We start from the raw sequence: 21155 nt of genomic DNA, 5'->3' as shown, positions 1-21155 counted from the left end.
GATGACGGTGTCCGATCCAGCCGTCGAAGACGTCGTAGCAACGATCGGCCGCTCAGCGACCGAGATCCGACAGGGGCTGATCGGTCGCCGCGGGACGGTCGACGAGGAGAACCCCAGCGGCGAGATCCAGGCCGAAGCCGACGTCTGGGCAGACGAACTGCTCGGCGATCGGCTGTCGTCGATCGACGGCGTCGGCCAGTACGCGAGCGAGGAGCGGTCCGAGATCATCGATACCGGCGACGAACGGGTCTACGTCGCCGTCGATCCCCTCGACGGCTCGTCGAACCTGAAATCGAACAACACGATGGGGACGGTGTTTGGCATCTACGACGAACCCCTCCCCGCTCCGGGCTCTGCGCTCGTCGCGTCCGGCTGGGTCCTTTACGGCCCGATTACGACGATGGCGTGTGCCCAGGACGGCTCGGTCACGAAGTACGAACTCACCGGCGGCGAACGAACGGTCGTCGAGGAAGACGTCACCCTGCCCGACGATCCGCTCGTTTACGGCTTCGGCGGCCGGGTTCCCCACTGGCACGACGACTTCCGGGAGTACGTCCGCGTGATCGAGTCGAACCCCGATCACAAACTCCGGTACGGCGGTGCGATGATCGGCGATGTCAATCAGGTGCTGACCTACGGCGGAATCTTCGCCTACCCCGCCCTCGAGGACAACCCCCGTGGAAAACTCCGCCTGCAGTTCGAGGGGAACCCGATCGCGTACCTCATCGAAGCGGCCGGCGGTCGCTCTTCCGATGGGAGTCAGTCGATTCTCGAGGTCGAACCGACCGACCTCCACGACAGGGTGCCGCTACACGTCGGCAACGCCGAGTTTATCGATCAGCTCGAGGACGCGCTCGAGTGAACGACGGCTGCGAATCAGCATTTTCGAGGTGGAGCCTCCGGTAAACCGTTACAGCGGACCGTATCAGCTTTCGTGTTCCGCGACCGTCAGAATCGTCTCTACCGCGACGTCCGGCGAGACCGAGATCGAGTCGATGTCGGCCTCGAGCAGGAACTCGGTGTACTCGGGAATCGTCGAAGGAGCGTCGCCGCAGATACCGACCGGACGGTCGTGGCGGTGGGCCGCCTCGATCACCGAACTGATCGACCTCGTCACAGAGTCGTCGGTCTCGTCGAATAGTGGCGCGAGTTTCTCCGAGTTCCGATCGACGCCGAGCGTGAGCTGCGTGAGGTCGTTCGACCCGATCGAGAACCCGTCGAACAGTTCCGCGAACTGATCCGCGAGAACGATGTTCGAGGGCAGTTCTGCCATCACGTAGACATCCATCTCGTCGGTCGAGAGTCCGTACTCGTCCATCAGTTCGAGGACGCGCTCGCCTTCCTCGGGCGTTCGACAGAACGGCACCATCGCGATCACGTTGTCCAGTCCCACCACCTCCTGGACTTGGCGAAGCGCCTCACACTCGAGCCGAAACGCCTCCCGGAACTCCTCGTCGTAGTACCGAGAGGCGCCACGCCAGCCGAGCATCGGGTTGGCCTCCTCGGGTTCGTACTTCCAGCCACCCTCGAGATTGCGATACTCGTCGGTCTTGAAGTCGCTGAGCCGGAAGACGACATCGTTCGGGTAGAACGCGGCGCCGATCTTCGCGATTCCCGTCCGAAGGGCGTCGATGAACCGCTCTTCCTCGCCGCGCTCGAGCAACTCGAGCGGGTGGTAGCCGACGTGAGAGGTGACGATGAACTCCTCGCGCGCTAGACCGACGCCGTCGACGGGGAGGGTCGCGAGCGCGAACGCCCGACCGGGATCGCCGAGGATCAGGTTGACGTCGGTGTCGGTCTCGGGGAGGTCGTCCACGGCCTCCTCGTGGATTTCGTACTCGAGTTCGCCTTCGTACACCCGGCCGGTGTCCGTCGAACAATCGACGGTCACGGCATCGCCGTTCGACAGCGCGTCGGTCGCCGTCCCGGTGCGAACGATTGCGGGAATGCCCAGTTCCCGGGAGACGATCGCGGCGTGGGACGTCTTTCCCCCTCTGTCGGTGACGATAGCGCTCGCTCGCTTCATGACCGGCACCCAGTCGGGGTCGGTCATCTCGGTGACGAGCACGTTGCCCTCCTCAACCTGATCCATCTCCCGCTGGTCGGAGAGAACGCGGACTGTCCCGCTCGCGATCGCGTTCCCGATCGCGACGCCCTCGAGGAGTGGTTCGTCGGTTCCCTCGAGACTGTACGTGCGGAGGACGTTCCCCTCGGCCGCCCCGTGGACCGTCTCGGGTCTGGCCTGGACGACGAACAGTTCGTCGAGGTCGCCGTCGACCAGCCACTCGACGTCCTGTGGCTTCCCGAAGTGTTCCTCGATCCGCGTCGCGTACGTCGCCAGCTCCTCGATTCGGTCGTCTGAGAGCGCGAACTGTTCCCGCTTTTCTTCCGGCACCGACTCGAGTTTGGTGCCGCCGTTTCGGCGAACCATCCGCTGGGACTTCCCGCCGAGTTCCTTCTCGATGATCCCGGTGGTGGGTTTGAAGACGACGTACCGGTCCGGGTCAACGACGCCTTGGACGATCGGTTCGCCGAAGCCATAGGCAGCCTCGATCGTGACGACCTCGTCGAATCCGGTGTCGGGATCGAGCGTGAATAGGACGCCCGACGAGGCCAGGTCGGCCCGCCCCATCTTCTGGACTGCACAGGCCAGTTTGACGTCGAAGTGGTCGAAGTCGTTGTTCTCGCGATAGGCGATCGCACGATCGGTAAACAGCGAAGCGAAGCAGTGTTTGATCGACTCGATCAACTCCGTCTCGCCAGCGACGTTCAGGAACGTCTCCTGCTGGCCGGCGAACGACGCCTCGGGGAGGTCCTCGGCCGTCGCGGAGCTCCTGACGGCGACCTCCGGGTCGGCGATCCCGAATTCGTCGCCCAGTTTGGCGTACCGCTCGAGGATCGCCGACTCGAGTTGCGGCGGCATGGACGCCTCCGAAATCGTGCGCCTGATCCACTCCCCGCGACGCTGGAGGTCCGCAATGTCGTCGACATCGAGTCCGTCGAGTTCCGACTCGATTGCCGCGTGTATCCCCGTCTCTTCGACGTAGTAGTCGTACGCCGACGCAGTCGTCGTGAAGCCGGGCAGGACGGGCACGTCGAGGTTGGCGAGTTCGCCGAGGTTCGCACTCTTTCCGCCGACGGCGTCCGTGTTGTCACCGCGTAACTCTTCCAGCCACCGGACGAACGTCTCTCGTGACATCGGTTCGTCACTCGGACGACGAGCACGGCAATAAGTTCGCAGGGGACGACGGACGGCACAGGCACCCCAGGATTATCCCGCTGCGTCTGGGAGAGAACCGTACCATGCAGGACGCCCACGCCCAACTGGAGGCGGACATCGCCGTGCTCGAGGATCTTCCGGTGTTTGTCGCGTACAATGCGAACGTCGACGCGATCGTTCGGGTCGACGAGGACCTGGAGTCGTTCCTCGACCGACCCTCCGATCCCGGGGTGGACGTTCCCCCGAGTCCGCTGAAGTCGAAACGAGAGCTCGCGGCGGCGATCGCACACACAATGGCGGCCGGCCAGGGCGACGAGATCGCGATGACCGATTCGTTCGCGACGATCCTCGAGTCCGAACTCCCCCCGGACAGCCAGCAGATGGGCGGCCAGGCGGGGATCATGACCAACCTGCTCACCGCGCTGGGAACGGCCCCGATCACGTACACGTACCTACTTTCCGAGCGACAGTCGTCGATGTTCGAACACCCCGAAGAGGTTCGGTATCCGACCGTCGAGGACGGCCAGGTGAGCTACGTCCCACTGCCCGAGGCCGTCAACACGGATCGAACGAAGCTCAACTGGGTGTTCGAGTTCAGGGAGGGTGACGAATGCTTCGGCGTGACTGCGACGGAAGACACCCGCTTCATCGCCGCCTCGAGACCACCGGAGTTCGACCTGACTGCCGGCGAACTCGACGAGGCGATCGACCAGGTCGGCGAGGACGTCGACGGAGCCCTCCTCGCCGGGTATCACAACCTCACGCCCGACCACGTAGCGGACGGGTACGAGGAGACACACCGCCACGCACGTGAGGTCATCAACCGACTCCGGTCGGGGAACGACGTCGACGTCCACATCGAGTACGCCGTCACCCACGACGACGACCTCAGGGAGAGCATGTACAATTTGATCTTGCCGGAGGCGAACGTCGTGGGTGCTGATACGCACGAGCTGACGATGCTCCACGACGACGCGAGCCTAGCGGTTGTGGCGGCCCCTCCGTCGGAGGCGACGACGTTCGAACCGGACGAGATACTCGATCACTACCGGATGCTCGAGGCGGTTCGCGAGGAACTCGGCATCGACTGCGTTCAGTTACACGCCATGGAGTATCACCTCGCCGTGATGGAGTCGTACCACTCGCCGGAGGCCCTTCGACGGGGCCTCGAGTTCGCCGCCGTCAACGCTGCGGCCAAAGCGGCCCGCGGGGAAATCACGTCGCCCGACGACCTCGAGATCGGGCTGGAGTACGAGCCCTCGGCGATGGGCTGCGAGGCGATTGAATTGCTGGCGGATCACCTCGACGAGACGACAGAGGACGGGGTCCTCGAGGCCCCCACGGTCGCCGCCTGCCCCAATCGCGTCGTCGACGAGCCGGCGGGCACGGTCGGCATCGGCGACATCGTCTCGTCCTCGAGTTTCATCCTGGAACTCGCCGTAACCACCGACCGGTAGTCGGCGACGGCATCACGGCGGCTCGGCGCTCACCGGCACGCAAAACACCGGCACCTCCGCCTGACGCACGACGTTTTCGGTGACGCTCCCGAGGAACCACTGACCGATCCCCGTCCGGCCGTGGGTTCCCATGACGATCAGGTCGACGTCGTGTTCGGTCGCGGACGCGGGAATCTCGATCACCGGAGAGCCGGTCACGGTCGATCCGGAGACGCTCACACCGGCGTCCTCGCCGCGCTGCCGTACCTCGTCGATCGCCGCTTCGCCCCTGTGCTCGACGGACTCGAGAAGATCGTCGAACTCTCGGGTGTCAGCGAAGCGGTCCGTGTCGATCGAGTAGAGCGTGTGTACCGACGACTCGAGTCGACTTGCGAGTTCAATCCCCCACTCGGTCGCGATCGTTGCCCCGTCGCTGCCGTCCGTCGGCAAGAGGAGTCGGTCGAACGTGACGTCGTTGATATCGGGTTCGCCGGCAGTCGGTGGGACCGCAAGCACGGGCGTTCGCGCCGTTCGGAGGACGTTCTCGGTCACGCTTCCGAGAAGAACCCTATCGAGCCCCGTGCGGCCTTTCGTCCCCATCGCGATGACGTCGATCTCGCGCCGGTTGGCGTACTCCCTGATCGACTGGAACGGCGTTCCCTCCCTGATCCGCGTCGTGACGTCGAGGTCGGCGTCGTACTCCGCGGCCAGCCCTGCGATTTCCTCGACCGCTTCCTCGGCCTCCTCCTCGAGCGGTGGCCGTCCTGACTCGTCGAAATCCGCCGTCGAGAGTCGGGATTCGACGACCGACAGGATGTGGAGGTCCGAATCCGTCCGCGACGCGAGCGCGATCCCGCGTTTCGCACCTGTGAGCGCCCCGTCGCTGCCGTCGGTCGGTATCAGTATCGATTCGATAAACCGGCTCATTGGAGAGTCCTGCATCGCTTCACCGGCTCGGCGGTTAATTGTGTGGGGGTGGTCGGCCGGTCGGTATCGCTATCAGCGGTCACGTTTCAGCGTCTCGACAAAAACCTCGAGGAGAGCCACGAGTTGACGAGGGAGCAAGAAGCGTTTGCGAACGTGTTCCCGGGCGTTCGCGCCGAACTCCGTTCGTCGTTCATCGTCCTTGAGGAGCGCGACGATCCGGTCGCCGGCGGCCGCCGCGTCGTCCGGCTCGACGAGGTAGCCGTTCCGGCCGTCCTCGACCTGCAGCGGGATACCGCCGACCGTTGATCCGACGACCGGCGTGCGCTTCCAGAGTGCTTCCGAGACGACGAGTCCGAACCCCTCGCGTAGGGATTTCTGGACGACAACGTCCGATAGCCGCTGGAGGGCATTGACCGTCGTGTCCGGGAGATCCGTCAGGACGTGGACGTTCGGATCGTCGACCGCCTCGTTGGCGACCTGCTCGTATAGCTCCAGCCCCTCCGGATCGTCGCCGGCCATCCCACCAGCAAGCACCAACTGGAGCTCCGGAACGTCCTCGTGGGCACTTCGATACGCCTCGAGCGTTCCGAACTGATCCTTCCAGGGATCGAAGCGCGACACCTGTGTTACGATCGGCGCGTCGAACGAGAGCGGATCCAGTCGGTCCCGTTCGGTCGCTAGCTCCTCTTCGTCGAGTGATCGGTTCTTCTCCGTCACCGGATCGATCGACGGGTAGACGATGCTCGTCTCCGGAACGTCGATTGCCTCCGCGTACGCGGAGCGGCTGAAAATCCCGTGATCGATCCGATCCACGTACGCCGACACGAACGTGCGGTACTCGTCGGCCGGGTCGGTGAGATCGACGTGACACCGCCAGACGATCGGCGCGTCCGGCAGCCGCTCCGCGAGTCGCTCGAGCATGCCGAGCGGCTGTGGATCGTGAGCGACGACAAGGTCGTATTCGTCCTCGATCTCGGCCGCGTTCCGTGCTGTCACCTCTCGATAGGTCGCTTTCATCTCGTCGGTCAACGGCTCGCCGCTCCCCTGGAGGCCGTTGTGTATCGCCTTGGTGACCTCGAAGAAGTCGTCGTCGGCGTCCATGACGAGCCAGTCGGTGTCGATACCGAGGTCGTTGCAGACCGGCACGATCGAACGGAGCAGTTCCGCGACCCCGCCGCCGGTCGCCGTCGAATTGACGTGGAGGATCCGGACATCCGAAAGCGCCTCGGCGAGCGAACGAAGTCGCTCGAGGCGGTCACGTTCCGTTACGGCGGCGTACGCGTCGATCGATCGGTCCGGTAACGAGGGAGCGTGCATCGTCCGTACCCGTTCGGACGACGACGACGCTCGTATCAGTTGGGGATCCTTCGGGCCGAAGCGGTAGTTAGAAGTTCTGTACCTCTCGATTCCTGACGTTCGGGGGGAACAAATTTACCCGGACGTGGTGACGTCCGACCATGAAATTAGATACCAATAGCGGCGGTTCGGAAGGCGACGAAACGCTTCGAATCGGGCTCAACGGCTTCGGACGAGTCGGACGGAGCCTCCTGCGCGCGTCGCTGACGGACAACGACGTCGACATCGTGGCGATCAACGACGTAATGGACGACGACGACATGGAGTATCTGCTCCGATACGACTCGGTCCACGGCCGGCTCGAGGGGGGTTCCCGTCGTGGCGACACCCTCTTCGTAAACGACCAGGAGTTCCAGCTCCGCTCCGAGCGCGAGCCGTCGGAGATTCCGTGGGACGAGTTTGAGGTCGACGTTGTCTTCGAAGCGACCGGGCTGTTCCGGACCCGCGAGGAGGCCGCCCAGCATCTCGAAGCCGGCGCCGACAAGGTGATCATCTCGGCGCCGCCGAAAGGCGAGAAGGAGGTCCCGATGTTCGTCTACGGCGTCAACCACGAGGAGTACGACGGGGACGACGTCGTCTCGAACGCCTCCTGTACGACGAACTCCGTCGCGCCGGTTCTACAGGTCCTCAACGACGAGTTCCACGTCGTCTCCGGCCTCCTGATGACCGTCCACGCCTACACCGGCAGCCAGGGACTCGTGGACGGCCCCATGGACAAGCGACGGCGCGGCCGTGCCGCCGCCGAGAACATCGTCCCGACGACGACCGGAGCTGCGGGCGCGACAAGCGAGGTTCTGCCCGCCTTCGAAGGGAAGCTTGAGGGGATGGCGATGCGGGTTCCGGTCCCGAACGGCTCGATCACCGACATCACTGTCAACATCGAAGAAGAGGTGGAGCGAGACGAAGTGCTCGACGCGATCCGAGCAGCGGCCGACGACAGGTTGGCCGGCGTCCTCGGCTACACTGACGAAGAGATCGTCTCACGGGACATCATCGGGCTGCCGTTCGCCTCGTACGTCGATCTCGAGTCCGTGATGGTCGCGGCGAACGATACGGTGAAAGTGCTGGCCTGGTACGACAACGAGTACGGCTTCTCGAATCAGATGATCGAACTCGCGAAGCACGTCGCGAGGGCATCACGGAGCATCGACACCGGACGGACCGTCGTCCACTGACGGGAACGAGACACGCGAGCACCAGACCCCAGACATGACCACGTTTCGACCAATCGACGACCTCGAGCCCGGCCAACGACTCCTCGTCCGGATCGACGTCAACGCCGCCGTCGAGGACGGTACCGTACAGGACAGTCGTCGCTTCGCCCGCCACGCCGAAACGATCCGCGAACTGCTCGCGGACGACCACGCCATCGCCGTGCTGGCCCACCAGGGCCGGCCTGGCGAGGACACGTTCGTCTCGCTCGAGGAACACGCAGAGATCTTCGCCGACCACCTCGACCATCCCGTCGCGTTCGTCTCCGATACCTGCGGCGAGGAGGCGCTTTCGGCGATCGACGACCTCGAACCGGGCGACGTGCTCCTCCTCGAGAACGTCCGGATGTGCGACGGGGAACTCCCCGAAGAAGAGCCGGAGACGAAGGCCAAGACGGACCTCGTCCGGACGCTCGCCCCGGAGTTCGACGCCTACGTCGGGGACGCGTACTCGACCGCGCACCGCTCACACGCCTCGATCGTCGGTTTTCCACACGTTATGGACGCCTACGCGGGTCGTGTAATGGAACAGGAGTACACGGCGATCACGGCCGTCCGCAACCGGGCGTTCGATGGCCCGGTCACGATGGTCCTCGGCGGGACGAAGGCCGAAGACACGATCCCGATTGTCGAGCAACTCGACGACACCGTCGACCGGTTCTGCCTCGGTGGCGTCGTCGGGGAACTCTTCTTACGGGCCGACGGCCATACTGTGGGCTACGACGTCGCGGATACCTCGCTCTTCGATCACCAGTGGGACGACTATCGAGATGACCTCGAGCGCATCCTCGAGGCCTATCGCGACCGGTTGCGCCTCCCAACCGATCTCGCCTGCGAGGACGATGACGGCGAGCGCGCGGAGGTGGCAGTCGAGGGAACGACCAAGGAACGACCGTTCCTCGATGTCGGTGCCGAGACGGCCGAGCGCTACGCCGACGTTGTCGCCGACTCCGCGGCGGTGTTCATCAAGGGGTCGCTCGGCGTGTTCGAGGACGAGCGGTTCGCCGATGGGACCGTCATGGTCCTCTCCGCGACGGCCGAGGCCGACTGCTTTTCGGTCGTCGGCGGCGGCGACACCGCCCGCGCCGTCGAACTTTACGATTTCGACGAGAACGACTTCTCGCGCATCACGATCGCCGGCGGGGCATACGTTCGCGCGCTCACCGGCGATCCGCTCGTCGGCGTCGACGTACTCAAATCCCATCACTGAGATGACTGGACCCACCACAGCCGTCGTCCTGGCCGGCGGCTACGCGACCCGACTGTGGCCGATTACGAGGCATCGACCCAAGATGTTCCTCCCGCTCGGCGAGACGACCGTCATCGATCGGATCTACGCCGAACTCGAGGGCCTCGATCGGATCGACGAGGTCTACGTGAGCACGAACGAGCGGTTCGCCACTGACTTCGAGAATCACCTCGAGGACACCCCGTACGACAAGCCCCGCCTGTCCGTCGAGGAAACGGCACACGAGGACGAGAAACTCGGCGTCGTCGGGGCGCTCGAGCAGTTGATCGACCGGGAGGGGCTTGACGAGGATCTGCTGGTGATCGCGGGGGACAACCTCTTCGACTTCGCCATCGAGGATTTCCTCCACTATTTCGACCGACGGGACGGGCCGGCGATCGCCGCCTACGACATCGGCTCTCGGGAGCGGGCAACGTCCTACGGCGTGATCGAACTGGACGACGAGCGCGTCGTCGGCTTTCAGGAAAAGCCCGCCGAGCCGGAGGGTTCCCTCGTCTCGATCGGCTGTTACGCGTTCCCCGGGGAGACGCTGTCGCTGTTCACCCCCTACCTCGAAGCGGGGAACGATCCGGACGAACCCGGCTGGTTCGTCCAGTGGCTCCAAGACCGGGTGCCGACCTACGCCTACACCTTCGAAACCGCGTGGTTCGACATCGGTACCAGGGGGAGTTACCTCGACGCCGTTTCTTGGTACCTCGGCGGTGAGTCCCGTGTCGCCGATTCGGCGACCGTTCGGGAGAGCGCCGTCAGCGATGACGTCCACGTGATGCCGGGCGCGACCCTCGTCGACACCGACGTCGAACGGTCGGTGATCTTCCCGGACGCGGAACTCGAGTGCACGACCGTTTGCGATTCTATCGTCGACGAGGGAGCCAGAATCAGCGGGTTCGACCTGGAGCGCGCCCTAATCGGTGCCCACACTCGGATTCCCGACGACCGGTAAGGGACGAGGCCTCGAGTCACGTCCCCCGCGGAACGCTCCTTATACTGTCGGACAAAACGGATCACACATCGATCGAACTCGAGACACTGCCGCCAGCGGCGACAGGCGTCAAGACACGATCGAGTGTTCCCGTACTGTTGTCCGACAGTATTACGCTCCATCGTCGGCGGTCGTCGACGCCCACCAACCGCTCGTGATCGACACGTAGACGCTGACGCCGAGCAGTAGTGCTCCGTAAAACGCCCACCGCGGCCAGGCGGTCTCGAGGAACCACAGCGTCAGGAACAGGACCCACAGCGAGACGACGAGCAGGTCGACGAGAATGCGCAGGCCACCGCTCGTGACGGCGGTGATGACCCGTCGAGCGCGTCCGGTTCTCGAGGTACGAGGGGTATCGTTACTCATGCTGCGTCGGTCGGTCGTATCGGCGCGGTGTGGTTTGTCGGCGATCAGAAGTGGTAGCCATGTTGTTCGGTCAGTCGATAGGCCCCGACACCCCAGACGTAGCTCTGTCCGGGCCACCAGGTGCGGGCGTTGTTGAAGCCCGCAATGAGAACGTCCTCGTCCTCGCCCTCCGGATCGCGGTGATAGCTCACGGAGCCGCTGTCGCCGTCGGTCAGGTCCATCTCGCCGCCCCAGCGGATCTGTCCGCGGCGACAGAACTCGTCGGTGAAACAGGTCACCGCGTCGATCCCCTGAATCTTCCCCGTCGTGTGGCCGGACAGCGCGCCGACTTTCTCGAGTTCCGCGTCCCGGGCGACGAGATCGGCGAGGCCGAACTTGGTAAACTGACCGCGAACGCGGGGTTGCCTCGGCGCCTCGATCCGGCTGGTGGGCTCGACTCGGCCGGTCGGCTCGACGGCGGCGACGTCCTCGGCGGGATGAAAGTGTGCGACGGTGCCCAGTTCGATGGCGTCTCGCTCCTCGCGAGGAAGGTGGAGTGTGCCGTCGGTTGCGTCGTGGTCGTCCATGAACGCGTGTTCAGCCGTCACGAAAAACTGGCGCTGCCCGTCGGGGTGATACAGCGCCGGCCCGAGCGTCGCCATGCTTGAGGGGGTTTCGCAGGCGACGCCGCTCGGGACTCCGCCGTCCGGGATGGTATCGGCGAGTCGCGGTTCGCGGTGCTCCGGACCGTTCTGAATATCGTCGACATCGATGATCGTTTCGGCCTTGATATCGATTCCCGCGGCGAGTTCGCCGACCATCTCGGAGACGGAATGGCCGTCGCCCGAGACGCCGACGGAGACGGTGGCGGTCCCGCTCTCGTGGTCGCCGGGAACGACTGCGCTGCCGAGATAGCCGGTAAAGGCGATACGCGCCAGCCGTTGATTCAGTTCGAAGGCGGACTCGACGGCGGCGTACCACTCTGTGGGGACCGTCCGGGTTCGTTCCCGTATCGACCAGGGATCGTCGGGGTCCTCTCTGACGAGGGCCGTGACCACGGGCACCTCGCCGTCGTCGGCCGCGAGGAAGTCGTCGACGCCGAGCCACGCGGCCATCCCGAGGGCGTACCCGCCGCTGACGAGGGTCCGAAGGAACGAACGCCTGTCCATTCCGCGATCGATTCGGTCTCGAACCGTTGCGAGTCGCTGAGTTGACTGCTCGGTGTGCGCCTCGGACATGTCGCGATACTGATCCTCGCTACTGTCCCGTTCCGCCACTGCAACCCGTCGAACGGACCGATCGCAGGCGTCGCGCCCCGAATGGACCGATCGCAGGCGTTGCGGAACGGGATCGGTAACCGTCGAAATAAACGCCGAAATCGAGCAAAGGGGTTCTGCCTGCAGGTGCCGCCGACGGAACTGCAGTCACCGTCGGCGACGGCAGCCGGATATAATGACTGCACGACTGAACGCGAGCGTTCGTGACACGCGGCCGATCAGTATCGTCTGTCTCCGTGTTGGTGACCGCGGAGGCACGACGCACTCTCGATCGGTTCGCGCCGCGACCGCGACGCATCCTCCTCATCCGCTCGCGGTGACCTCCGGATCGGTGGCAATCGAGCCGGCGCGAACCGCTCTCTCCTCCGACTGTACCGTCAGCGTTCCCGAGCCGATCGGCCCGCAACTCGAGCACGCCGCGGCGAAAACGGTATCCCGCCGCCCGACACAGGTGGGAGCATGCGAGTTCGTATCGCGGCTGGTGCCGCCGACGACGAAGCGGTGGCGATCGCTACCGCTCTCGCCGAACACCTCGACGAATCGGTCTCGGTGTACGTCGGCGACGAGACGGAGCCCACGGCGGTCCACGACCTCGAGGAAGACGCGGTCGCACCGACCGACGGCGGTCCGACCGCGCGGAACGATGAGCGCGATCGACCCGACGCCGATCGTAGTGACGCCGATCTCGGACCGACCGAACGCGAGGAGCGCCTGTGGGACGAGATCGACGACATCCTCGAGGGTGGCCCCGAGAAGTACAAAGAGCAACTTCCCGAGCAGGGGAAGCTGTTCGTCCGCGACCGGCTCGAGCTGTGGTTCTCCGGCGATGACAGCGAGTTGCGCTTCGAGGACGGTACGTTCGCGGCGTTCGACGACTGGCATCCCAGCGGCGCGGGGACCGACGGAGTGGAAGACACCGATCGCAGGGATAGCGCTGACGGAAACGGCGACGACGGCGATCGACTACCGGCGGACGGGCTCATCACGGCCGCGGCGACGTTCGAGGGGCGGGACGTCCACGTCATGGCCAACGATTACACCGTCAAACGGGGCAGCATGGCTGCCAAGGGTGTCGAGAAGTTCCTTCGGATGCAACAGCGCGCGCTCAAGACGGGCAATCCGGTGTGCTACCTGATGGACTCCTCGGGCGGCCGGATCGATCAGCAGACCGGCTTCTTCGCGAACAGGGAGGGGATCGGGAAGTACTACTACAATCACTCGATGCTCTCCGGGCGGGTGCCACAGATCTGCGTGCTCTACGGTCCTTCGATCGCCGGTGCGGCCTACACGCCGGTCTTCGCGGACTTCACGATTATGGTCGAGGGGATGTCCGCGATGGCGATCGCGTCCCCGCGAATGGTACGGATGGTCACTGGCGAGGAGATCGACCTGCAGGAACTCGGCGGTCCGCAGGTCCACATGCGGGAGTCGGGCTCGGCGGACCTGATCGCGAGGGACGAGGAACACGCGCGCGAACTGGTGGCTCAACTGATCACCTACTTGCCGGACAACGCGGACGAGAAACCGCCGAAACGGGAGCCGACGGCACCCGAAAAATCTCCCGACGGAATCGATGCCATCGTCCCCCAACAGCCGAACAAGGGGTACGACATGACCGACGTGATCGACCGGCTCGTCGATGAGGGGTCGTACTTCGAGTTACGACCTGATTACGGCCCGGAGATCATCACGGCCTACGCTCGGATCGACGGCCGCCCGGTCGGTATCGTCGCCAATCAGCCCGCCCACCGCGCCGGCGCAATCTTCCCCGACGCAGCCGAGAAGGCAGCGGAGTTCGTCTGGAAGTCGGACGCGTTCAATATTCCCTTACTCTACCTCTGTGACACCCCCGGCTTTATGGCCGGCTCACAGGTCGAGAAAGAGGGCATTCTCGAGCAGGGAAAGAAGCTGATCTATGCGACCTCGTCGGCGACGGTCCCCAAACAGACTGTCGTCGTCCGCAAGGCCTACGGCGCGGGGATCTACGCGATGGGTGGCCCGGCCTACGATCCCGAGAGCGTCATCGGTCTCCCGTCGGGCGAGATCGCCATCATGGGTCCCGAAGCGGCGGTCAACGCGGTCTACGCCCGCAAGCTCGCCGAAATCGACGACCCCGAGGAGCGCCAGCGGATGGAAGAACGGCTCCGCGAGGAGTACCGCGAAGACATCGACGTCCATCGGATGGCGAGCGACGTGGTCATCGACGAACTCGTCCCACCGAGTCGGCTTCGCGAGGAGTTGGCCGCTCGCTTCGACTTCTACGCTGATGTCGAGAAATCTCTGCCGGACAAAAAACACGGGACGATCCTCTGATACGGACTGCCATCACTGTGTACTGGCGCGCCCACACAGCGGGTCACAGGTGCGCCGGAACCGACGGACAGTAGTCCATACGAGCGGTATCGACCGACTCGAGCCCGACGGGATTCGGCGGACGGCTCGAGGACTCCGCCGGTCGCGTTGCCTCCGCGGACGCGAAGGGGCGTCCCTTTAGCAAATTCCTGTAAAATATCGCACTACTCGGCGCTGCAGTCGCCTTCTTCGAGCGCGTACGCGAGAACTGACGGACCGCTCGAAACGGTATCCGTTCGAGTCTCGCGTCGGACGGCAATTCCCGTTGTCGGGTAGGCCGTGATTGACACGGATACCGTCCAGTGAACCGCTCGTACACCACTTCACACCCGCTTGCGGATCCGCTCTCGCTCGAGTCGAGCGACAGTTACGATGACTTACCGCCGGCGGCTGCCGGCCTATGCCTGACATAACAATACATCGAATGCTGGAACTGGCGCGTACTCCCAGTGGTACGGCTCCGGTTCAACTCCGGGAGGGAGGCTATGAGCTCCGAGGGCGCGTTCTTGGGCCGCCGACTGCCCGGCGACGTCACGCCGGTCGACCTCGAGCGACTGTGCTGGGCGTTCGTCGCGCTCGCCCTGATCGCGGACGTCGTGACGACGTTCGTCGGCCTCCACCTCGGACTGGCCGAGTCAAACCCGGCCGCCCGCGGCGCGATCGAGGGGTACGGTCTGGCCGGGATGCTCGCGCTGAAGGCGTTCGCGATCGGTGTCGGCCTCGTTTGTCGCCCACTCCTCGAGCAGGCGTACCGTCCGATCGTCCCGGCGGGGCTCGCGATGCCGTGGCTGATCGCCGCGATGGTGAACCTGTACATGATCTCGCTCGTTCTCTGATCGCTCGATGGTCTGACTAACGAGCGCCGGCGGTTGCGTCGCGGAAGAACTGCGCTCGTTCGTTCCACGCGTCTCCGAGTTTATACCGGATACCGGCAGAAGTGACGCTATGGTTCGCTATCGAACGTCGACTCGACGACAGTGGCTCCGTCGCGGGACAGCACTCGGCCTCGTCGGTCTGTCAGGCTGTCTGAATCCGTTCGCTGACTCAACGGGCATCGAATTTCCACCCGGGCTGAGTGCCGACGGCGTCGACGATCCCGACGCGCTTCTCGAGGCGCACAGGGAAGCTGTAACAGCGTCGTCTTTTACCGGCGAATACGACCGTCAGCTCGCCGTTGATGTCCCGGAGGTCGATGACTCCAGAGAATCACCAGTGACGATGGACGCGTTCGATATTCGAGCCGAACCGAGCGCAGAACGCGTCGTGCGATCACGGCGCGGAGGCAGTCCCACCCCCTCACTGGAACGGATGGTCTACATCGACGGCGACTATCGAGCGACCGATTATCCGGGTCCCCTCACACAGGAATCGGCAGCGGACCTCATCGAGGACTCGCTCGAGCCGATCGGTGACTGGCTGCTCGAGGCCGTCGCTGAATACCGTGGAACGCGATCGAACGAGACGGATCCTCTTCACGAGTACCGTCTGTCGGGAATCGATTCCGACCTGATCCCGCGAGGGTTTCCGGACGGTGAGACCGACGGTGACGGACTCGTTCTCGTCGACGAGACGGGGCGCATCCATCGGTATCGAACGACACAGAGCGGGCAAAACGACGAGATCACGATGGAGCTCAGAATCGAATTCGAATTCGGCGAGTTCGGAGAGACGACCGTCGAAGAACCCCCGGGGGTCGATGCGGTCGGGCCGGACGGCCATCAGGTGATCGAGCCGGGAACGCGGATCGAACTCGAGGCACGGAACGACTGGGTCGCCGTTGCGCCGCCGAAGATCGAGGGATTCGAGAACCCGCCGTTCGCACTCGAAGCGGGTGAGTCCTACGAAATCGGATGGACTACGGGAGACGGGAGAACACACAACCTCGAGATCGTGGATGCAGACGGGACTGTCGTCGGCGATCTCGCGACCGAGCGGATCCACGGGGAAGACGGCGAACAGTGGTTCGAATTCACTGCGAGCGAAGAGATGGCAGCGTACAACTGTGGGCCGGACGGTGCGACGGGAACGATCGCGGTCTACTAACTCGAATCGGACGGATCGATGCCGTCGGAAACTGTCGTCCGTTCGTGGCTGTGTACGGCCGGTCGCGGATCCCTCGCGATCACGAACGCCGCTCTGTGACGCGTCGCCACTCCCGAACCTCCTCGAGGATCGCGCCCCACTGCTCGGGTCGGCCCGGAATCTCGTCGCCCGTCAGGCGCTCTCGTTCGGCCTCGAGTCGCTCGCGGATTCGCGCCGGCTCCTCGACGTTCCAGAAGGCGAGTTCCGAGCCGCTGGCCGTCTCGATCGTGACGGTGCCGTAGCCGACGAGCCGGCCGATCGGGTCCTGTTCGACGGTCGTGTTCTGGATCCGCTCGAGGGAGACGGTTCGGACTCGGATCCCGAGAACGCCGTGGCGGGTCGCGGCCACCGAATTCGTGACGACGAACGCCGTCCGCGAGACGCGGGCGTACTGCCACAGCGCCGGCGCGACGACGATCGGAATCCCGACGACCGCGAGGGCCGGGAGCACTTCGGTGACGACCGCGGCCAGCACCGCCACCGTTCCGACGAGTGCGAACGCCGCCCACGGGAGCACGGTCTGGATTCGTGGGCTACCCCGCCAGCGGATCCGCTCGCCGCCCTCGGACTCGAGCGGGAGCCAGTCCGGGACCGCCGTCGGATCGCCAGGAGCGGCCGTTGCGTCGGACGACCCTCCCGACTCCGCCACTGAATCAGATGGATTCGTCCGTGTCATACTCGTTTCTCCGTCGATCATCTTTCCGATCGCCCGCTCGATTGTCGCTCCGGGTGGCCGCTCGATCGTCGCTTCGGTCGGCCGTTCGATCCGTGGTTCCGTCGGCGTCGCCACCGTTCGCTCGAACGGATCGGTCGTCCTCGACGGCCTCCCGAATCGCCCGTAGTTCGGTGAGGATCGCCGCGAGCGTGTCCTCGCTCGAGTGGCCGTCCGCGGGCTCGCCGCGGTTGCGGTCGACCCGTTCGCTGATCCGTTGCTGGACGGCTTTCGGGTCCGGTACGGATTTGAAGGCCATTTCGACGCCGGAACCGCCGGCGGTGCTGACCTCGACGTTCCCGTAGCCAAAGTGGGCCCCAAGGGCGCTCTGGCTGTAGGAGATGTCCTGTACCTTCTCGTGTTCGATCCGCTTGACGTCCCGCGAGAGCACGCCGGTCTTCGCGTACAGCGCGCGATTCGTCACCACGTAGTGGGTGTTGGTCACGCGGAGGTACTCACTGACGATAATAATAATTCCAATCAGGACGATCGCAAGCGGGATTCCGATCGCGAACGCCGGAATGAGCGTCCGCCGGTCCGGGCCGCCGGCCCAGACGATTCCTTCGTCGTCGTCCAGCGAGAGCCACTCGAGGTCAGCGGGGTCGACGCCGTCGGTTTCGAGTTCGGAACTCATCGCGCGTCCTCTCCGTCGTCGGCCGCGCGCTCGCGTTTCAGCGAGAGCACGGTCCGGTCGAACTCGCAGACGAGGGGTTCGTCCGGATCGTTCGCTTTGAACGCCTCGACGTGCATGGTGACGATCCCGCGCTCGCCGTCGCTGGTCTCGCGCTTGTCGGTAACCGTCGACTGGGCTCGGATCGTATCGCCGTGAAAGACCGGGTTCGGGTGTTCGACGTCGTCGTAGGAGAGATTCGCGACGATCGTTCCGTCGGTCGTCTCCGGGATCGAAACGCCCACGGCCAGGCTCATCGTGTAGAGGCCGTTGACCAGCCGCTCGCCGAACTCGGTGTCGGCCGCGAACTCCCCGTCGAGGTGGAGGGGCTGCTGGTTCATCGTCATGTCGCAAAAGCGCTGGTTGTCACTCTCGGAGATCGTCCGCCGGCGCTCGTGGGCGATGGTCTCGCCGACGGTGAACTCCTCGTAGTACAGTCCCGTCATAGGTCCGGAGTCACACAGTACCTACAAAAACGTGGTGTCGCGCTCGAGGCGAAAACCCGGTGTCTCGCTTGAGCGCCCCGCCGTCGCCTCGCGATCGATCGGCGTTACTCGACCATCCCGGTCTCCTCGCCGGCGTCCTGCTGAACCCAGATCGTCTTCGTGTTGACGAACTCCCGGATCCCGTGCCGGGAAAGCTCTCGCCCGTAGCCCGAGTCCTTCACGCCGCCGAAGGGGAGTCGGGGATCGGACTTCACGAGTTCGTTGACGAACGCCAGCCCCGACTCGAACCGGCGGGCGACGCGCTCGCCGCGCTCGAGGTCGTCCGTCCAGACGCTCGCGCCGAGCCCGAACCGGGTGTCGTTGGCCTTCTCGATGGCGGCTTCCGCATCGGGAACCCGGAAGACCGTGGCCACGGGGCCGAACAGTTCCTCCTGATCCGCGGGCGCGTTTTCGGGAACGTCGGTGAGCACCGTCGGCGGGTAGAACGCGCCGTCGCGATCCATCGGCTCGCCGCCGAGTTCGAGTTTGCCGCCCTGCTCGAGCGTCTCCTCGACCTGTTCGTGGAGATCTTCCATGAGGTCCTCGCGGGCCTGCGGGCCGATATCCGTCTCCTCGTCCATCGGATCGCCGACGGTCTGTTCATCCATCGCTTCGGTGAATCGGTCGACGAACTCGTCGTAGACCTCGTCGACCACGATGAAGCGCTTGGCCGCGATACAGGACTGGCCGTTGTTAATGAGTCGCGCCTGCACCGCCGTCTCGACGGTTTCGTCCATCGGCGCGTCCTCGAGGACGACGAAGGGATCGCTGCCGCCGAGTTCGAGGACGGTCTTTTTGAGTTGGCTGCCGGCGGTCTCGGCGACGGCCCGGCCCGCCCCGTCGCTGCCCGTGAGGGTGACGCCAGCGATGCGGTCGTCCTCGATCACTGCTCCGATCTCGTCGGAACTGATCAGCAGCGAGGTGAACGCGCCCTCGGGGAAGCCGGCCTGCTCGAAGACGTCCTCGATGGCCCGCGCGCAGCCGGGGACGTTCGAGGCGTGTTTCAGCAGACCGACGTTGCCCGCGGCGAGATTTGGGGCGGCAAAGCGGAACACCTGCCAGAAGGGGAAGTTCCAGGGCATGATCGCCAGTACCGGCCCCAGCGGCTGGTAGGCGACGACCGTCCGCGCGCTCTCGTCGCTCGCGATCACCTCGTCTTGCAGGTGTTCGGCGGCGGTCTCGGCGTAGTAGTCACAGAGCCACGCGCACTTTGCGACCTCGTCGCGGGCCTGACCGATGGGTTTCCCCATCTCTTCGGTCATCAGTTCGGCGTAGTCGTCCTCATTTTCCCGCAAGACCTCGGCCGCTTTCGCTACGAGTCGCTGGCGCGTCTCGATCGGCGTCTCGCTCCACTCCTCGAAGGTCTCGCTCGCCCGCCGAATTCGTTCGTCTCGCTCCTCGTCCGATGTCTCCTCGAAGCGATCGATCACAGCTCCTGTCGCCGGATTGGTACTCTCAATGGACACGTAGCGACCGACCACGACGAACCGCTTAGTACGAAGGGCTGCCCACTACGGGCGTCATGGTTCGTCACGGTCGTTCGTCTCACACAACTCCTATTCACGTCGAGCCCCTAGCAATGACAATGTCAGCCTACACATACCGCGACGATCCACACCCGCCGCCCGATCGGCAAAAGATGGTCCTGTTCTGCCCCGAATGCAGTCACGAGGGCCCTCTCCCCGACGACTGGGATATCGCGACGACCGGGAGTGATCGACTGCTCGTCTGTCCCGACTGCGGAACGACCATCGACCGGCGGTCGCGGCCCCGCTCTGATCTCCTCGAGGCGACGTAACTCGAGTCGACCCCACTCGCCCCGTCCCAGTCGTCTCGCTTCGATTGTTTCGTCTCACTCGTCCGTTTTCTCTCGTCGCTCGCGCTCGAGCCAACGACTCAACGACTTTGTCCGTGGACGATCAACCGAACGGTATGGCCCGCAGAAGCGTTCTGTTCACCCCCGGCGATCGCCCCGAAATGTGCCGCAAAGCGCCCGAGTCCGGCGCGGACGTCATCATCTTCGATCTCGAGGACGCCGTCGCCCCGCAACGCAAGGCCGAGGCCCGCGAGGCGGTTCGAGACGTGCTGTCGGATCCCGATTTCGATCCCGACTGCGAGGTCTGCGTTCGGGTCAACGCGATCGACGCGGCCGCGGGGACAGCCGCAGCGGACGATCTCGAGGAGTTGCTCGATGACGGCGAAGACGCCCTCGAGAGCCTCATGCTCCCGAAAGTCGACTCGCCCGACGACGTCCGTGCGCTCGTCGACGAACTCGACGACCACGACGCGTCCCTGCCCGTCTTCGCACTGCTCGAGAGCGCGGCCGGGATCCTCGCTGCAGCGGAGATCGCGGCCGTTCCCGCGACCGCCGCGCTCGCGTTCGGCGCGGAGGACCTCGCGGCGGATATCGGCGCGACGCGGTCCGCGGAGGGTCTCGAGGTGTGCTACGCACGCGAGCGGGTCGTCCTCGCCGCGGCCGCGAACGATTGCGCGGCGATCGACACCCTCGTCACCGACTTCGAGAACGAGGAGCGACTCCGCGAAGACGCCGACCGCTCCGTTCGATACGGCTACGATGGCAAGCTGGCGATTCACCCCGCACAGATCGGACCGATCAACGAGGCGTTCACGCCGTCGGCCGAGGAACGGGAGTGGGCCGACCGCGTGTTCGAGGCCAAACGCGAGGCCGACGCCGAGGGGCGGGGCGTCTTCGCGGTCGACGGCGAGATGATCGACGCGCCGCTGATCGCACGCGCCGAGCGAATCCGAGACCGGGTCGAGGCGGCCGAGGAACGGTGACCGGCGGAACGGCGACCGAATGGCCAATATAAAAGGCAATTATGCTGAGATG

The 21155-nt window shown here is 64.8% G+C and carries 19 protein-coding genes; 10 read left to right on the top strand and 9 right to left on the bottom strand.

Translation table 11 applies throughout. The annotated features are described in order from the left end of the window. The first annotated feature begins 1 nt into the window (after position 1). Positions 2–862, top strand: coding sequence for a class 1 fructose-bisphosphatase (locus ACEWFR_RS04965; RefSeq protein ID WP_374059981.1), 861 nt, complete (start codon positions 2–4; stop codon positions 860–862). Between the two features lie 63 nt (positions 863–925). Here ACEWFR_RS04965 and ppsA read toward each other — a convergent pair whose 3' ends face one another. Next, positions 926–3199, bottom strand: a complete 2274-nt coding sequence (gene ppsA, locus ACEWFR_RS04960; RefSeq protein WP_374059980.1) for a pyruvate, water dikinase — start codon at positions 3197–3199, stop codon at positions 926–928. A gap of 104 nt (positions 3200–3303) precedes the next feature. On the opposite strand from ppsA, the gene ACEWFR_RS04955 reads away from it, so the two are divergent. Beyond that, positions 3304–4677 carry an ADP-dependent glucokinase/phosphofructokinase gene (locus ACEWFR_RS04955; RefSeq protein WP_374059979.1) on the top strand — a complete coding sequence of 458 codons (1374 nt, stop codon included), beginning with the start codon at positions 3304–3306 and terminating at the stop codon, positions 4675–4677. Positions 4678–4689: 12 nt separating this feature from the next. On the opposite strand, the gene ACEWFR_RS04950 is transcribed toward ACEWFR_RS04955, so the two are convergent. Both ACEWFR_RS04950 and ACEWFR_RS04945 read right to left on the bottom strand, forming a co-directional pair. Further along, complete coding sequence (locus ACEWFR_RS04950; protein ID WP_374060061.1) at positions 4690–5583, bottom strand: universal stress protein; 894 nt, start codon at positions 5581–5583, stop codon at positions 4690–4692. A 72-nt stretch (positions 5584–5655) separates the two neighbouring features. Then, positions 5656–6900, bottom strand: coding sequence for a glycosyltransferase (locus tag ACEWFR_RS04945; protein ID WP_374059978.1), 1245 nt, complete (start codon positions 6898–6900; stop codon positions 5656–5658). 140 nt (positions 6901–7040) lie between these two features. Between ACEWFR_RS04945 and gap the strand changes: the two genes are divergently transcribed. Genes gap through ACEWFR_RS04930 form a run of 3 tightly spaced genes read left to right on the top strand, consistent with a single transcriptional unit; the run spans position 7041 to position 10342 of the window. Beyond that, complete coding sequence (gap, locus tag ACEWFR_RS04940) at positions 7041–8114, top strand: type I glyceraldehyde-3-phosphate dehydrogenase (RefSeq protein WP_374059977.1); 1074 nt, start codon at positions 7041–7043, stop codon at positions 8112–8114. A 34-nt stretch (positions 8115–8148) separates the two neighbouring features. Continuing rightward, on the top strand, positions 8149–9360 hold the full coding sequence (gene pgk / locus ACEWFR_RS04935; protein ID WP_374059976.1) for a phosphoglycerate kinase: 1212 nt from the start codon (positions 8149–8151) through the stop codon (positions 9358–9360). Position 9361: 1 nt separating this feature from the next. Then, entirely contained in the window at positions 9362–10342 is a 981-nt protein-coding gene (locus ACEWFR_RS04930; protein ID WP_374059975.1) for a sugar phosphate nucleotidyltransferase, read from the top strand. A 150-nt stretch (positions 10343–10492) separates the two neighbouring features. On the opposite strand, the gene ACEWFR_RS04925 is transcribed toward ACEWFR_RS04930, so the two are convergent. Together ACEWFR_RS04925 and ACEWFR_RS04920 are read right to left on the bottom strand one after the other, a co-directional pair. Then, positions 10493–10747: a hypothetical protein gene (locus ACEWFR_RS04925; RefSeq protein ID WP_374059974.1), complete on the bottom strand. Its 255-nt coding sequence runs from the start codon at positions 10745–10747 to the stop codon at positions 10493–10495. Between the two features lie 44 nt (positions 10748–10791). Beyond that, positions 10792–11964, bottom strand: a complete 1173-nt coding sequence (locus ACEWFR_RS04920) for a hypothetical protein (RefSeq protein WP_374060060.1) — start codon at positions 11962–11964, stop codon at positions 10792–10794. Between the two features lie 498 nt (positions 11965–12462). Between ACEWFR_RS04920 and ACEWFR_RS04915 the strand changes: the two genes are divergently transcribed. From ACEWFR_RS04915 to ACEWFR_RS04905, 3 genes are all read left to right on the top strand, one after another. Further along, complete coding sequence (locus tag ACEWFR_RS04915) at positions 12463–14316, top strand: acyl-CoA carboxylase subunit beta (protein ID WP_374059973.1); 1854 nt, start codon at positions 12463–12465, stop codon at positions 14314–14316. 524 nt (positions 14317–14840) lie between these two features. After that, positions 14841–15191: a DUF5658 family protein gene (locus ACEWFR_RS04910; protein ID WP_374059972.1), complete on the top strand. Its 351-nt coding sequence runs from the start codon at positions 14841–14843 to the stop codon at positions 15189–15191. Positions 15192–15300: 109 nt separating this feature from the next. Next, positions 15301–16398: a plastocyanin gene (locus ACEWFR_RS04905; RefSeq protein ID WP_374059971.1), complete on the top strand. Its 1098-nt coding sequence runs from the start codon at positions 15301–15303 to the stop codon at positions 16396–16398. A 79-nt stretch (positions 16399–16477) separates the two neighbouring features. Here the strand turns inward: ACEWFR_RS04905 and ACEWFR_RS04900 are convergent, their stop codons facing one another. The 4 genes from ACEWFR_RS04900 to ACEWFR_RS04885 all read right to left on the bottom strand — a co-directional run bounded on the left by ACEWFR_RS04900 (position 16478) and on the right by ACEWFR_RS04885 (position 19770). Further along, the gene (locus ACEWFR_RS04900; RefSeq protein WP_374059970.1) at positions 16478–17086 is read right to left on the bottom strand and encodes a PH domain-containing protein; all 609 of its coding nucleotides are present in this window, start codon (positions 17084–17086) and stop codon (positions 16478–16480) included. Positions 17087–17090: 4 nt separating this feature from the next. Then, complete coding sequence (locus ACEWFR_RS04895) at positions 17091–17783, bottom strand: PH domain-containing protein (protein ID WP_374059969.1); 693 nt, start codon at positions 17781–17783, stop codon at positions 17091–17093. Further along, entirely contained in the window at positions 17780–18265 is a 486-nt protein-coding gene (locus tag ACEWFR_RS04890; RefSeq protein WP_374059968.1) for a MaoC family dehydratase, read from the bottom strand. The genes ACEWFR_RS04895 and ACEWFR_RS04890 overlap by 4 nt, the downstream gene beginning before the upstream one ends. A gap of 104 nt (positions 18266–18369) precedes the next feature. Beyond that, positions 18370–19770 carry an NAD-dependent succinate-semialdehyde dehydrogenase gene (locus tag ACEWFR_RS04885; protein WP_374059967.1) on the bottom strand — a complete coding sequence of 467 codons (1401 nt, stop codon included), beginning with the start codon at positions 19768–19770 and terminating at the stop codon, positions 18370–18372. 119 nt (positions 19771–19889) lie between these two features. On the opposite strand from ACEWFR_RS04885, the gene ACEWFR_RS04880 reads away from it, so the two are divergent. Together ACEWFR_RS04880 and ACEWFR_RS04875 are read left to right on the top strand one after the other, a co-directional pair. Next, entirely contained in the window at positions 19890–20102 is a 213-nt protein-coding gene (locus ACEWFR_RS04880) for a hypothetical protein (RefSeq protein WP_374059966.1), read from the top strand. A 134-nt stretch (positions 20103–20236) separates the two neighbouring features. Then, a complete protein-coding gene (locus tag ACEWFR_RS04875; protein WP_374059965.1) occupies positions 20237–21103 on the top strand; it encodes a CoA ester lyase in 867 nt (288 codons plus the stop codon). Positions 21104–21155 lie beyond the last annotated feature (52 nt).

This window comes from Natrinema sp. H-ect4 (assembly GCF_041894845.1).
Lineage (GTDB): Archaea > Halobacteriota > Halobacteria > Halobacteriales > Natrialbaceae > Natrinema.
This window is presented reverse-complemented; position numbering and strand designations above follow the sequence as displayed.